The 16,294-nt window shown below is 64.6% G+C and carries 4 protein-coding genes; 3 read left to right on the forward strand and 1 reads right to left on the reverse strand.

The features are described from left to right. Positions 1-28 precede the first annotated feature (28 nt). The 3 genes from BM403_RS25680 to BM403_RS25690 are packed head-to-tail and all read left to right on the forward strand — an operon-like array spanning position 29 to position 15,468. On the forward strand, positions 29-10,093 hold the full coding sequence (locus tag BM403_RS25680) for a non-ribosomal peptide synthetase (protein WP_093545650.1): 10,065 nt from the start codon (positions 29-31) through the stop codon (positions 10,091-10,093). Continuing rightward, a complete protein-coding gene (locus BM403_RS25685) occupies positions 10,090-13,836 on the forward strand; it encodes a non-ribosomal peptide synthetase (RefSeq protein WP_093545653.1) in 3,747 nt (1,248 codons plus the stop codon). The genes BM403_RS25680 and BM403_RS25685 overlap by 4 nt, the downstream gene beginning before the upstream one ends. Next, complete coding sequence (locus BM403_RS25690; RefSeq protein ID WP_093545656.1) at positions 13,837-15,468, forward strand: cyclic peptide export ABC transporter; 1,632 nt, start codon at positions 13,837-13,839, stop codon at positions 15,466-15,468. It abuts the gene before it with no gap. On the opposite strand, the gene fhuF is transcribed toward BM403_RS25690, so the two are convergent. Continuing rightward, positions 15,459-16,142: a siderophore-iron reductase FhuF gene (gene fhuF, locus BM403_RS25695; RefSeq protein WP_175538105.1), complete on the reverse strand. Its 684-nt coding sequence runs from the start codon at positions 16,140-16,142 to the stop codon at positions 15,459-15,461. The genes BM403_RS25690 and fhuF overlap by 10 nt on opposite strands. Positions 16,143-16,294 lie beyond the last annotated feature (152 nt).

Here is a 16,294-nt window from a genome sequence, read left to right on the forward strand (position 1 = left end):
CCAAGCATTTGAAATGGATCGCACAACAATGAACAACATCGAAGACATCTACTCCTTATCGCCGACCCAGCATGGTTTGCTGTTTCACAGCGTGGTCGAGCCGGACTCCCGGGTGTATTACCAGCAACTGAGCCTGGAGATGAACGGCCCGCTGCAATTGCCGGCGTTTCGCGCGGCCTGGCAGGCGCTGATGCAACGCCACGCCGTGTTGCGCAGCGCGTTTTTGTGGGAAGACCTCGACGACGCTTATCAGGTGGTGCAAACCGACGTCGGGTTGCCCCTGAGCGAGCTGGACTGGCAAGGCCACGCCGACCCGAAAACCGCGCTGCAGCAATTGGCCCTGGAACAACGCGCACAACCGCTGGAGCTGAATGACTCGCCCCTGATGCGCCTGACCCTGGTGCGCCTGGAGCCGCAGCGCTGGCACCTGATCTGGACCTTCCACCACATCATCATGGACGGCTGGAGCGTCGGCATTGCGATCCAGGAATGGCTGGCGCTCTACTACGAACACGCCCATGGCCGCCCGGCCAATCTGGCGCCGACTCGCGCCTATCGCGACTACATCGCCTGGCTGGCGGAACAGGACATGGCCGCCACCGAAAGTTTTTGGCGTAACCAGTTGCAAGACGTCAGCGAACCGACGCCGCTGCCCGATTTCGGCCTGCGCCTGGTTCCCCCGACCGACGCACCGTGCGCCGAACGGGAAAACCGCCTGAGTGCCGACGAAACCGAGCAATTGGCACAGTTCGCCCGTCGCCATCACTTGACGCTCAATACCCTGATCCAAGGTGCCTGGGCCCTCTTGCTCGGCCAACACGCCGGGCGCGACGACGTGATCTACGGCGTGACTGTGGCCGGTCGCCCGGAAAACCTCGCGGCCGTCGACAGCACGGTCGGGCTGTTCATCAATACCCTGCCCCTGCGTGTGCAATGGGCCGACGGCCCAGCGCTGGTGGACTGGCTGCAACAGTTGCAGCACGCCAACAGCGACTTGCGCCACCACGCCTACCTGCCCCTGGGCAAGCTCAAGTCGATGAGCAAGATCGCGGCGGAGCAGGCGTTGTTCGATTCGATCCTGGTGTTCGAAAATTTTCCGGTCACCGATGCGCTCAACCAGGACGCCGGCGGCTTGAGCTTCGCCGACCCGAACCGTGAGCAGGCCACCGATGGGCTGGTCCTGACCCAAGGGCGCAACCATTTCCCGCTGTCGCTGATCGTGGTGCCGGGCGAACAGTTGCACTACCTGTTCAGCTACAACCGCAGCCGTTTCAGTGACGCCGAAATCACCCTGCTGTCGGCGCAGTTGCGCAACGTGCTATTGGCCATGGCCGCGCAACCTCAATGCCGTGTGGGCGAACTTGATTGGATGGGGGCTGACGAACGCCAGCAGTTGCAAGCCCTGGGGTGTGGTACGCCGCTGGCTGTGCCTGAGGCGTGCCTGCACCAGCGCTTTGAACAACAGGTCGCCGCCGCCCCGGACCAACCGGCGATTCGCGACCGTGAAGGCGTACTCAGTTACGCCGAGCTGGACCAGCGCGCCAACCGCCTCAGCCATCACCTGCGCGCCGAAGGCATCGGCCACCACAGCCTGGTCGCCCTCGCGCTTGAGCGCAGCGCCGACTTTGTCATCGCCTTGCTCGCCACGCTCAAGGCGGGTGCCGCCTACCTGCCGCTGGACCTGAAACAACCCGCCGGACGCCTGGCCGATGTGCTGCAAGACAGCCGCGCCGCCCTACTGATCGGCGCGACAGCTTCGCCCTTGTTGGCACGCTTGGCCGAGCACACGCCGTTGCTGAGCCTGGCCGAACAGGCCGAGGCCATCGCCGCGCAGCCGGGTACCTCGCCCGCCGTCGCCCACAGCCTGGATGACGCCGCCTACGTCATCTACACCTCGGGCTCCACCGGCACGCCAAAAGGGGTGGTGGTCGAGCACCGGGCAATCGTCGACTACCTGACGGCGGTGCACAGCGTGCTCAAGCCGCCCGCCGCCGCCCGCTACGGCCTGCTGTCGAGCATTGCCGCCGACCTTGGCCACACTCAACTGTTCGGCGCGCTGTGCAGCGGTGGCAGCCTGTTGCTGGTGGATGACGAGAGCGGTTTCAGCCCATTGGCCCTGGCGGAGCTGTTCAGCCAGCACCCGGTGGACGTGCTGAAAATCACCCCGAGTCATCTGAGCGGCCTGTTGCAGGCGTTGCCGGATGCACGTTTGTTGCCCCGGTCGCTGCTGGTATTTGGCGGCGACGCGCTGAGCCCGGCGCTGCTGGCGCAGGTCAACGGCCTGGCACCGGGCCTGCGGGTGTTCAACCATTATGGTCCGAGTGAAGCGACAGTCGGCGCAATTGCCACCGAACTCACGCCGGGTCAGCGCAGCATTGCCTTGGGCCGACCCCTGCCCAATCGTCAATTGCGGGTGGTGGATGCACAGGGTCGCGAGGTGGCGACAGGGGTGAGCGGTGAGCTGCTGATCAGCGGCGCCCTCGCCCGTGGCTACTTGCACCGTGACGACCTGAGCGCCGAGCGCTTCCTGCGCGATGAGCAGCAAAACCGCTGGTACCGCACCGGTGACCGCGTGCGCTGGTTGGTGGACGGCCAGCTGGCGTTCCTCGGCCGGGTCGACAGCCAGGTGAAGATTCGTGGCAACCGTCTGGAGTTGGGCGAAGTCGAGGCGCAGATCAAGCGCCTGTCGCCGCTGATCGAACAGGTCGTGGTGCGCGCGCTGGAACTGGACGGCAGCCTGCGCCTGGTCGCCTACCTGGTGGCCAGCCAGTCGCTGTCGGCCCTCAAGCTGCGCAATGACCTCGGCAACCGCGTGCCGGATTACATGGTGCCCGCGCACTTCATCACCCTGGATGAACTGCCCCTGACCCGTAACGGCAAGGTCGATGCACAGCGCCTGCCGCTGCCACCCACCACCGGCGATGACAGCGCCACCCACGTCGCCCCGCGCAATGAAGTAGAAACGTTGCTGGCGGCGATCTGGCAGGACGTGCTCAAACGCGAACAGGTCGGCGTGCACGATAACTTCTTCGCCATCGGCGGAGATTCGATCCTCAACCTGCAAATCATCGCGCGGGCCAACCAGCAAGGGCTCAAGCTCACGCCACGGCAGCTGTTCGAGAACCGCACCATCGCCGATATCGCCCGTGTGCTGGGCGCCGACGCCAGCCATGCCGTTGCCGAACAGCTCGCCGATGGCTATGCGTTGCCCCTGAGTGCCGGCCAACGCGCGCGCCTGGAACAAGGCCCATTGACCGCCACCTGGCGTTGCGTGGCACTGGCGCAACCGCTTGATCGCGACCTGCTCAGCCAGGCCCTTGGCGCCTTGCAACAGCATCACCAGGCGCTGCGCCTCGCGTTCGACGCGGACGGGCAACAGCGTATGCTGGTCGCCCCCAAGGCGGCCGCGATCACGTCCGGCGACTACCACCCGGCGCAGCTGCACGCACTGGCCCAGGCGGGGGTCGACACGCTTGACCTGCGGGCAGGCCAAAGTCTGCATGCCAGCCTGCTCGGCGAGCACCTGTTATTGGCCGCGCACCCGCTGTGCGTGGATGAGAGCTCCTGGTCGTTGCTGCTGACGGACCTCAATCTGGCGCTGGCACAACTACGCTTGCAACGGCCGGTGCGGCTGTCCTACACCGGTGGCAACTTCACCCAATGGACACGCCATCAGCAAGCGCATGCCGAGAGCGATGCACTCGACGAGGCTTGGGAACACTGGCTGCAATACGCCGGGCTGGGCACGCTGCAACTGCCTGACAGCCACCAGCCGAGCAGCGTGGTCGAGCAGAGCGTGAGCGCCGCGACCTCCAGCGAACTGAAACGCCTTACCGATGTTCTGCACCTGGACTGGAACAGCCTGTTGGCCACTGTCGTGGCCGAACAGTGCGGCGACGGTCTGTTGGCGTTGGACCTGTACGCCGCACGCCCTGCCACCGAACGTCTGCCGGTGGCGGCGCCCCTGGTACTTGCCGACCTTGAGCCAGCACTGATCGTCGGTGCGTTGGACCTGGCAGTACCGGTGTTCCTGCAAGCCGCCGGCGCGACTGCGCTGCAACGCCTGCAATCGGTGGCCGCACAACTGCGCGCCTACCCGCAACACGGCGTTGACTATGGTGCGCTGCGCTATCTGTCGGACAACACCTACCTGCAAGACCCCCTGCGCGATTTGCCGGCGGCACCGATTGCCGTGCACTGGCGCGGCGATTTCGACAGCCACCGTGAACAGCGAGGCCTGCTGGCACAGATCACCGCCGCCAATACGCCAGGGGCTTCGTCCCATGCCTTGCGCATCGATGCGCATTGGCAGGACGACCAACTGCACCTGCGTGTCGAAGGCGCGCTGGCCGCCGACTGGGCACCGCAACTGGCCGAACGCCTCAGCGCCCTGGCGGCCCTGCTCGCCGAGCCTGACCTGCGCCCCGCCAGCGAAGCCTTCCCGCTTTGCCACAAGCAGGCCACAACCCTCGCGGGCGAACCGCTGGATTGGCCGAATCTCGAAGACGTCTACCCGCTGTCGTCGATGCAACAAGGCATGCTGCTGCACACGTTGCTGCAACCCCACAGCGGCATCTACCTGATGCAACAGCGCTACAGCTGGGACGGCGTATTGCAACGCACGGCCATGGAAACCGCCTGGCGACTGTTTCTCGACCGTCACCCGATGATGCGCACCGCGTTCTGGTGGCAGGACGACCACGAACCGCTGCAATGCGTGTATCGCAAGACCGCCCCGGCGTTCGACTGGCAAGACGTGCGTCACCTGGATGACGCGCAGCAGCGCCAAGCCATGGACCAGGCCCTGGAAGCCCAGCGCGTGCAGGGCTTTGACATGAGCAGCGCGCCCTTAACTCACCTGCGGGTGTTCCAGCTCGATGAGCAGCGGTTTGCGGTGGTGCGCAGCTTCCACCATATCCTCACCGATGCCTGGTGCTTCGGCCTGCTGATGGAAGACCTGCTGGCGATCTATCAGGCCGTCGTGCGCCAGGAGCCGGTGGCGCGCCCGCGCTTGCGTTCGTTCCGTGGCTACATGAGCTGGCTGGAGCGCCAGGACATGGCGGCCGCGCACGCCTTTTGGCAAGCCGACCTGGCCGGTTTCAGCGAGCCGACGCCGCTGCATGTGGACGGTGCCCTCGCCCGCCCGGAGCAGGCGCCGGAACAGGTCGGCGACGTCGACCAGACCCTGAGCATCAGCCAGACCCAACGTTTGCAGCAGCTGTGCCAGCAGTACCAACTGACGCCCAACACCTGGATCCAGGGCGCCTGGGCACTGCTGCTGTCGCGTTACAGCGGCAACCGCGACGTGCTGTTCGGCGTCACCGTGGCCGGTCGCCCCACCGATCTGGCGGGGGTGGAAGAAATGGTCGGCCTGTTCATCAACAGCCTGCCCCTGCGCATCGACGTCGATCCTGAAGCGCCAGTCGGGGCCTGGCTGCAAGCCCTGCTGTCGCACAACGCACGCCTGCGTGAGCACGAAAGCGCTTCGCTGGTGGATATCCAGCGCAGCAGCAACGTGCCGCGCGGCCAGCCGTTGTTCGACAGCCTGGTGGTGTTCGAAAACGCACCGTTGGATATCAGCAGCGTGCAACTGGATGCCTTCAGTATCGATATCTATGAAGATCGGGTGCACACCAACTTCCCGATGACGGTGGTGCTGTACCCCGGTGATCGCTTGGGCATTCGCCTGTCCTATGACAGCCAGCGCTTCAGCACCGACACTGTGCAGCGCATGCTCGGGCACTTGGTGCAATTGCTGTCGAGCATGCTCGACGCGCCAGAAGCGCCACTGGGCACGCTGCACATGCTGTCGGCCAGCGAACGCGAGCAACTGCAGGTGGAGTGGAACCGCAGCGAGGTCGATTTCCCGCTGGATCAAGGCTACGCCGCGCTGTTCGCCGAGCAGGTGCGCCGCCGGCCACAACAGATTGCTGCGGTGCACCTGCACGAATCCTTGACCTACGCCGAGCTGGACCGTCGCGCCAACGCCGTCGCCCATGCCTTGCAAGCCGCCGGCGCAGGCCCGGAAACCCTGGTGGCGCTGTTCGCCGAACGTGGCCTGGCGCTGCTGACGCTGATGATCGGTACACTCAAGGCCGGTGCCGCCTTCCAGGCGCTGGACATCCAACAGCCGGCCACACGCCTGGCCGAACTGCTGAGCTTGGGTGAAGCGCCACTGGTGCTGGTGTGCGACAAGGCCACCGCCGTGCTCGATGGCGTGCTGCCGCAGCTCCTCAAGCAGCCGAGGTGCCTGGTCGCCCAGACACTGTGGCAAGGCGAGGTCAAGCCGTCGGTCGACTACGTTCACATCCCCGACCAGTTGGCCTACGTGATTTTCACCTCTGGCTCCACCGGCACGCCAAAAGGCGTCATGGTTGAACAGCGCGGCATGCTCAATAACATCTTCGGCAAAGTCCCGGCCCTGGGCCTGGGTGAACATGACCGCCTCGCACAGACCGCTTCGCCTGCGTTCGACATTTGCGTGTGGCAGTTCCTCGCTGCACCGCTGGTGAGCGCGTGTGTGCACATCCTGCCGGACGCCCAGGCCCATGACCCGCTGGCCTTGCTCGATGCGGTCCAGGCGCAGCAGTTGACCCTGCTGGAAACCGTGCCGGCGCTGATCCGCGGCATGCTTCAGGAGGTGCGTGCACAAGACCACCTGGCCAGCCTGCGTTGGCTGCTGCCCACCGGCGAGGCACTGCCGCCGACGCTGGCACAGGATTGGTTCGCACGCTTCCCATCGATCCCTTTGATGAACGCCTACGGCCCCGCCGAGTGTTCGGATGACGTGGCGTTCTACCCGATTACCGAGGCGCCGAGCGACGACTGCCTGCACATGCCCATTGGCCGCCCGACGGCCAACAACCAGGTGTTTGTCCTGGATGCCGACCTGCGCTGCGTGCCGATCGGCGTACCGGGCGAACTGTGCATCGGTGGCGTCGGTGTCGGGCGTGGTTACCTGGGCGACCCGCAACGCACTCGCGAAGCCTTTGTCGCGCATCCCTTCCAGACGGGGGCGCGTCTGTACCGCAGCGGCGATATCGGCCGCCTGCGCGCCGATGGGGTGATTGAATACCTCGGCCGCCGCGACCAGCAGGTGAAGATCCGTGGTTATCGTATCGAACTGGGCGAGATCGAAAATCGCCTGATGCAGCATCCGGCAGTCGACAGCGCGGCGGTATTGGCGTTGCCCGACGCCCGTGGCGCGTTGCAACTGGTGGCCTGGTATGTCCTCGATGCCGCCGCCGAACTCGGCGGGCAAACCGCGCAATCCCTACTCACCGCGTACCTGGAGCGGCAACTGGCGAGCTATATGGTGCCGGCACGCTGGCTGGCACTCGCGCAACTGCCGCTGAACGCCAACGGCAAGGTCGACCGGCGCGCGCTGGCGGCGCTGGATGTGCAGCAGGCCGAACCGGCGCAAGGCGTGGTGGTCGCGCCGCGTACGCCGACGGAAAAAGTCCTCGCCGAGCTGTGGCAGGACCTTCTCGGCGTGGCCGGCGTCGGTGTGCACGACGACTTCTTCGCCATCGGTGGGCATTCGTTGCTGGCCACGCAGATGCTCTCGCGCATTCGTCGTCGCTTGAACGTCAGCCTGCCGCTGCGCACCTTGTTCGAAGGCGGCACCCTGGCGCAATTGGCGCAGGCGGTCGATCAGCAGGCCCAGGTGTCGGATGACAGCGAGATCGTGCCGGTGCCGCGTAACCAGACGCTGGCGTTGTCGTACGCCCAGCAACGCCTGTGGTTCCTCGACCGCTTCGAAGGGCCGAATGCGGCCTACAACATGTCCAGCGTGGTGCGCCTGCGCGGCGCGCTCGACATCGCGGCTCTGCAACAGGCGTTGCAGCGTGTGCTGGAGCGGCATGAAGCGCTGCGCACCACCTTCCACTTGAAAGGCGAGCAGCCGTGCCAAGTCATCAACGAAGCACCGACCCTTGACCTCACACCGGTCAACGTCGAGTCGCACGCCCTGCAAAGCGTGATTGACCGGCAATCGGCGCAGCCGTTCGACCTGCAACAGGCGCCGATGCTAAGGGCTCACCTGCTTCACCTGGGTACGGATGATCACGTGCTGCAACTGGTGTTGCACCATATCGCCACCGACGCGTGGTCCATGGGCATCCTGATCCAAGAACTGATCACCGGCTACCAGGCCTACGCCAGCGGCGTGAGCCCCACCCTCCCGGCGCTGCCGATCCAGTACGCCGACTACGCCCAGTGGCAACGCAGCGAACCCCAACAACGTCAGTTGGCGCGGGCGATTGACTATTGGCGGCGCCAGCTCGACGGCGCACCGACCTTGATCGCGTTGCCGCTGGATGCGCCGCGTCCGACGCAGCCGGATTACCAAGGTGCGGCGTTGACCCAGCAGTTCAGCCCGGCACACACCCAGGTGCTCAAGGCGTATGCGCAACAGCACAAGGCCACGTTGTTCATGGTGTTGCTCAATGCCTTCAACAGCCTCTTGCAACGGGCGACCGGTGCGAACGACTTTATCGTCGGCACCGACCTGGCCAACCGCGAGCACTCGGCGCTGGAGCCGTTGATCGGCTTCTTCGTCAACGTGCTGCCGATTCGCGCACGCCTTGACGACAGCGACACCTTTGATCACCGCCTGCAACGCCTGCGCGAGGACTGCCTCGCCGCCTTCCAGCACCAGCAGGTGCCGTTCGACAAACTGGTCGAGACGTTGCAACCGCCACGTACGCCTGGCGTCAACCCGCTGGTGCAGGTGCTGTTCGTGATGCAGAACACGCCGCAGGGCACGGCCAGCCTGTCGGGCCTGGCGGTGGAACACCTGGCGCCGCAGCAGGAAACCAGCAAATTCGACCTCGCGGTGTTTGTCGAGGAAGACGAGAACGGCCTGACTGTACGCTGGGTCTATCGCACCAGCGTGTTGAGCGCCCAGACCGTGGCTGATCTTGAGCACGGTTTCCAGGCCCTGCTGGACAACCTGAACCTGCAAGACTGGGTGTGGCGCCTGGCAGGCAACACCCAACCTGAACCCGTTGCAACCGACGACGCCCAGGCACGCAGCGCGCGCAAGCTGTCGAAAATGAGCAAGCTGAAAACCACCCGCGCCACCGCTGTGAGCCAACTCGCCCACGAACAGGTGCGCACGCGGACCTTGAGCGACGGCCAACCCCTGCCCCTGGTGATCGAACCACTGCTGGCCGACTTGGACCCGGTGCACTGGGCCGTACAGGCCCGCGAGTGGATCAATGTGCAACTGCGCACCCATGGTGGTCTGTTGTTCCGTGGCTTCAACCTGCCGGACGCGAGCGCCTTCGAGCAGTTCGCCCAGGCCATCGAGCCGGACTTGTACGGCACCTATGGCGACCTGCCGAAGAATAAATCCGGCAAGAACATCTACCACTCCACGCCGTACCCGGAACAACACATGATTCTGTTCCACAACGAGAGCTCACACCTGTCGCAATGGCCACGCAAGCAGTGGTTCTTCTGCGAGATCCCGGCACCACGCGGTGGTTGCACGCCGATCGTCGATTGCCGCCAAGTGCTGGCGCAATTGCCGCCGGCCATCGTTGAGCGCTTCAAAGCATTGGGCCTGCTGTATGTGCGGCACTTCACCGACAAGCTGGATGTGCGCTGGCAGGACTTCTTCAAGACCGAGCAGCGTGAAGAGGTTGAACGCCAATGCTTGCTATCGGGCATGCAGTGGGAATGGCTGGGAGACGACAACCTGAAGATTGCCCAGCACTGCCAGGCGATCGTCGCGCACCCGGATTCCGGTGAGGCGTCGTTCTTCAACCAGGTGCAACTGCATCACAGCGCCTGCCTGGAAGCGGAGGTGCGCAGCAACCTGATTAACCTGTTTGGCGCCGGCAACCTGCCGCGCAATGTGTATTACGGCGATGGCAGTGTGATCGAGGATGCGGTGATGGACGTGATCGGTGCGGCGTACGAGGCCTGTGCGGTGCGCTTCGACTGGCAAAAAGGCGACATGGTGATGCTCGACAATATGCTGGTGGCGCATGCCCGCGACCCGTTTGAGGGCGAGCGCAAGATCTGCGTCGCCATGGGCCAGATGATGAACCGCGAACAACTGAACCGCGCAGGGGAGCAGGCATGAGCAACTACCAAGCGGCGTTCGCCCTGTCGCCACAGCAACGCAGCCAATGGCTGGCGAACGCGCCGCCGGCACGCCTGACCCTGGAAGTGCACGGCGCCGCTGCACTGGCACAACTGCGTGAACGGCTGGCAGCGCTGAGCGCCGTTCATGATGCGCTGCGCCTGCAAACACGGCCTGAGCCGGGGTTGCAGGTGCCGTTGCAAATCGTCGCGCAGTCCAGCGCCATCAGCCTCGACGTGCAATTGCTGGCGGCGGATGTCTACCGCGTCACATTGCAAGTGCCCGCCCTGGCCGCCGACCGTGGGACGTTGCTGCGTCTGGCAAAAGCGTTGGGTTCGGCACAGGCGCCGATACCTGACGACGAGGCCATGACCTACACCCAATACAGCGCCTGGATTCACGACTTGCAGGCGGATGAAGACGCCGCACAAGGTCGGCAATACTGGGCTGGCCTGGCGCTGGGCGAGCAGGCCGCTACCGAGTTGCTGTACCGCGAGGCGCGTAGCGATCAGGCCGATACGCCGCTGACCACCAGGGTCATGCTCGATCCTGCCTTGAGCGCCGCGTTGCACCGTCATGCCGCGCCTGCCGAGCAGCTGTTGATGACCGCCTGGGGCGTGTTGTTGCAGCGCTTGAGCGCCAATGACAACGCGGCCCTCACCCTGAATTGGGTGCATGACTGCCGTGACGACTATGAAGAACTCGCCGACTGCTGGGGCCTGTTCGCCAAGGCCCTGCCTCTGCCGTGGCAACCGGCTGTCGAGCGGCCATTCACCCAGGCGCTGGCGACGCTGCAAGTGCTCTGCGAGCAGGCGGGCGAATGGCAGGAATACTCGCTGCCGGTTGAGGCCGCGCCTTATGGTTTCCAGTGGAGCCCTGGGTTCGATCGTGCGGACAGCGCGTTCAAGGTGCTGGAGATCGATGCCATCCCCGCCGGCATGGAGCTGCTGCTGGTGGCCGAAGCACAGGGCGCCGACGGTTATCGCCTGACGCTGTGCCATCAAGCCCGGCACTACAGCATCCAGGCCGCGCAGACCTTGCTGGAGCAAGTGCAGTCGCTGCTGCTCGACGCCCTCACCCATCCCGCCAAGCCCCTTGCCGAGCTGTCACTGCACGCAGCGGGCTTTGCGGCAACGCTGGCGGCTCGCCAGCAGCAGGTCGCACCGCCCTTTGTCAGCGTACCGGCGCGCTTCAACGCGTGTGCCACCAGCGTTGCCGAACACCTGGCGCTGCGCGACGCCGGCCAGCACCTGAGCTACGCCGAACTGCATGCGCGCAGCAACCAGTTGGCGCATTACCTGATGGCCCAGGGTATTGGCCGCGAAGATCGCGTGGCCTTGTACCTGGACCGTTCGGCGCAGATGGTCTTGGCGATGCTCGCCGTGCTCAAGAGCGGCGCGGCGTTTGTACCGTTGGACGTGCACCAGCCCGCACAACGCTCCCTGGCGATCCTGCAACAGGCGCAGCCGCGCTGGGTGTTCACCGGTGCCGCCGGCGATGCACCTGCGCTGGCATCGATGGGCAGCCTTGATATTCGCAACACCGCCGTTTGGCAACAGGCGCCCATGACCGACGTTGCCCATGACATAAAGCCCGGGGACGCCGCCTACGTGTTGTTCACCTCAGGCAGCACCGGCTTGCCGAAAGGCGTGATCGTCGAACATGCGCAACTGGCCAGCTACGTGTCGAGCGTGTCCTCGCGCCTGCACCTGCAAGCCGGTGAACGCAGTGCGGTGGTCACTTCGCTGGCAGCGGACCTGGGCTACACCCTGCTGTTTCCGACGCTGCTGAGCGGCGGCGAACTGCACATCATCGACAAGGACACTGCCATGGACGCCCAGGCTTGGGCCGCGTGGCAGGCGCAGTACCCCATCGATCATTTGAAAATCGTCCCGTCGTTGCTCGACGCCTGGCTGATCCACACGCAAAGCGCCGTCGTGCTGCCGCGCAAGCAACTGATCCTGGGCGGCGAAACCTGTTCGCGGCGCCTGTTGCAATCGGTCCGCGCATTCGCACCGGCACTGACGGTGTTCAACCACTACGGGCCGACCGAAACCACGGTTGGGGTGGTGATGCACAAGGTCGATCCGGCCTGTGACTACCGACGTCTTCCCCTGGACGACCGCCTCGATGGCGTTCGCCTGTATCTGCTCGACGAGCAGCAACAACTGGCCGCACCTGGGCAAAACGCTGAACTGTATATCGCCGGCCCGCAGTTGGCGCGCGGCTACCTTGATGCGCAACACGACGACGGGCGCTTTATCCAGCGCAATGGCGAGCGCCTGTACCGCACCGGTGACCGTGCGCGTTATCGGCATGACGCCAGCCTGGAAATCACTGGGCGCACCGATCGCCAGGTCAAAGTGCGTGGGTTCCGCGTCGAGCTCGACGAGATCCAGGCCCAGTTGGCCAGCCTGCCGGGCGTGGCCCAGGCGGCGGTGGAGTGTCTGCCTAAAGGTGAGCTGGGCCAGCAACTGTTTGCGTTCCTGACCCTGGCGCCAGGCTACACGGTGACGGTGGCACACCTGCATGGCCAGGCGCAGGACCGTCTGCCGGATTACATGCTACCGAACGTGCGTATCGTTGAAGCGCTGCCGTTGATGGGCAATGGCAAGCTCGACCGCAAGACCCTGCAGCAATGGGCTGACAAGGTGCTCGACAACGTTGGCGGCGCTCTGCCACGTACGCCCTTGGAGGCGTTGCTCGCCGAGGTTTGGGCACAGGTGCTGGGCCTGGAACGGGTGGGGATCGAGGATGACTTCTTCGCCCTGGGCGGGCACTCGCTGGCAGCGGTGAGCCTGGCGAGCCGCTTGCAGACGGTACTGTCGGCACCGGTCACGGTGAATGCGGTGTTCAATGCGCCAAGCGTGGCGGCATTTGCAGCGCTGGTGCAGGCGCAGTTCACGTTGTCGCCGCTGGTGCGGCTGTCGGCGGCGGGACCGGGCATTAACCTGTTCTGCTTCCACCCATCCACCGGCCATGTGCAGGATTACCGCGCGCTGCTGCCCCATCTGCCGGACTGGCAAGTGTGGGGCTTGCAGGCGGCGTATCTGGGCGACGACAGCACGGCGCTCAATGGCAATATCGATAGCCTTGCGGCACTGTATGTCGAGCAACTGCGCCAGCAGCAACCCCACGGCCCGTATCATTTGCTGGGGTTTTCCCTCGGCGGGCTGCTGGCGATCACTGCGGCGGCGCAGCTGGAAAAGTGCGGCGAACGGGTGGCGTTTCTCGGCATCCTCGACTCGCAATACCAGCGGCAGGCCGAGGAAGACAGCGTCGAGACGTTGCTGGACTCGGCCGCGCAGGCGCTCACGGTGGACAGCCAGGCGCGGCTGCGCAATTTGCCGGCGCCGGTATCCACCGCGTTGATCGCACGATTGGCTACACTGCCCGCCGCCGAGCGCCTGCCCGCGCTGGCGCAATGGGCACACCAGCAAGGCCTGCAACTGGAGGGCGACAGCTGGGAACACCTGCACACACGCCTCGGTTACCAGCAACAGACGCAGCAGTTGCTCGCCAGCTTCCAGCCGCCACGGCTTAGCTGCCCGGTGCATATCTGGTGGGCCGATACCACCCTGCAAGCGGCGGACTTTACCGATCCGCAGTGGGAACAGCTCAGCAGCGGGCCTTGGTTCCGTGACGTGGTGCAGGCGCAACACTTGAACATCCTGGAACAACCCACGGTGCATCAACAATTGGTCGTCGGCCTCGCGGCCCTGGCGACAGACGGAGCGGTTTGAATGGATTTGCTGATTCTCATGGCCAAGCGCTCGTGGCGCGCCCTGTTGGTGGCGACGCTGACCGGCCTGGCCTGCGGGCTTGCGGCAGCAGGGTTGATCGCGATGATCAACCACAGCCTCACGGTGTTCGATCAACTGCGCCCGATTGACGGCCTGTACTTCGGTGGCCTGGTGCTGCTGGTGGCGGTGTCGCGGATTATTTCCGATATCAGCCTGCTGCGCCTGGGCCAGGCGGCGGTCAACGATATGCGCCTGCACCTGAGCGCCAAGCTGATCGACACGCCCTATGCGCAATTGCAGCGCCTGGGCAAACACCGGTTGCTGGCGATGTTGACCGATGACACGCAAACCATCAGCCAGGCGGTAGAGCTGGTGCCGATCCTGCTGGTCAACGGCGGGATCATCATCGCTTGCCTGGGTTACCTGGGGTGGCTGAGCTTGCCGTTGCTTGGCTTGACGGTGTTGCTGATCGTGCTCGGCAGCCTGAGTTTCAACTGGCCGCAACGCCGGGCGCTGACGTCGATCTCGCGCGCGCGTGAACTCAAGGACCAGCTGTTCGAGCACTACCGCTTGCTGACCGACGGCAGCAAGGAGCTGCAGCTCAATCACCCGCGTCGCCAGCACTTCTTCACGCGCCTGCTGCTGCCGGTCAGCCAGCAATACCGTCGCGACTTTGTGCGTGGCATGAGCATCTATGCCGTGGTGCTGAACTGGGGCAACGCGGTGTTCTACCTGCTGATCGGCATGGTGCTGTTTGCCGCACCGCACTTTATCGAGTTGAGCGTGAGCCTGGTCACCGGCTATATCCTCGCGATTTTGTACATGATCACTCCGCTCTCAGAGTTGATGCACGCCCTGCCGACCCTGGGCCGCGCCAGCGTGGCGTTGAACAAGATCCGCGCCCTGGAAGGCGAAATGCAGGGTGCCAGCGAAACCCTGGAAACCTTCGCACCGACCCAGGTGCGCAGCCTGGTATGCCGCGATGTGACCCACACCTACTACCGCGAACGCGAAGACGGCCACTTCACCCTCGGGCCCATCAACGTCACCTTGAAGGCGAGCGAGACGGTGTTCATCACCGGCGGCAACGGCAGCGGCAAGACCACCCTGGCGTTGTTGTTGACCGGTCTGTATCGCCCGGAAAGCGGCGACGTGATGCTCGATGAGCAGGTGTCGTCCAGCCAAGACAACCACCATTTCCGACAGCACTTCTCGGCGATCTTTACCGACTTCTGCCTGTTCGAAAACCTGTTCGACGGCGACGACCCGCAGTTGGTGCAGCAGGCCCAGGATTACCTGGTGCACCTGCAATTGGATCACAAGGTGCAAATCGACCAAGGCCGCCTGACCACGTTGGCGCTGTCCACCGGGCAACGTAAGCGCCTGGCGCTGCTCAGTGCTTATCTGGATGACCGTCCGTGCTACCTGTTCGATGAATGGGCAGCGGACCAAGACCCGGTGTTCAAGCACTTCTTCTACACCCGCATCCTGTCGGACCTGCGCGCGCGCGGCAAACTGGTGATTGTGATTTCCCACGACGATGCCTATTTCGGCCTTGCCGATCGCTTGTTGCGCATTGAGCATGGGCGCCTGAGCGAAGCACCATTGACGGCCGGTGCCGCTCAGTCGTAGAGGGAGTGCAGGTAGCTGACCTGCTCCGCCAGGGGCAGGCGGTGCAATTTGGGGCAGGATTCGCACAGTACCAGCGGCTCGCCCTCGACCAGCGGGTGCAGTTGGTAATGCAGGCAACAATGGCGACGCAGCGGCAGGCGCGGGCAAATGTCCGGTGCGGGCGACGGCACCTGGCGTTGCAGGCCGCGCAACTTCAAGCGTCCGTGGTTGACGCTGACCGGTTCCAGCCAGCGGTGCACCTCAGCAAAGCCTGGGCGGGACAGGTCGGGGTCGAACCGGTCGAACGCGCCGTCCCAGATCGCGACGAAATTACCCCACAGGATCTTCGGCGCCAAGCCACCGGCCGCCGCCAGGGTGGCGAACAACGGTGCCAGGTGCTCGTGCACCCAGCGCGAGAGGTAGAGGTCGTGTTCGGGCGGCGTGAGTGGCGGCAAGCAGTTGGCGAAGTGCAACGCCAAGGGCTGCCCGGCATCCAGGCGCAACACGTTGTCATCCGTCCAGAAGTCGATCGCCTGTTGGCGCGTGAGCACGCAGGCCAAGGTTGCCGGCACCACGATGCTCATGTAGTTCATCGACCACTGCGACACCACCGCCGGCTTGTTGATGCCGGGATAACGCTGGCCAAACTCGGCCAGCACGGGCTGCAGTAAAGCAGGCTCGGCCACGCGGCTCAACGGGAGGAAAGGCTGGTCATTCGGCTCAAGCTGGATGACCCGTTGTAGGGGGGGCCATGCCTGCTTGAGCCAGTCTGGAAATTCGATAACGGGGCTCCTGTCGCTTTCCCTTATGAATGCAAGCGATTAGCATTGGCAGATCCTATCCTCCC

This window comes from Pseudomonas sp. OV546 (assembly GCF_900116845.1).
Classification (GTDB): Bacteria; Pseudomonadota; Gammaproteobacteria; order Pseudomonadales; family Pseudomonadaceae; genus Aquipseudomonas; species Aquipseudomonas petroselini.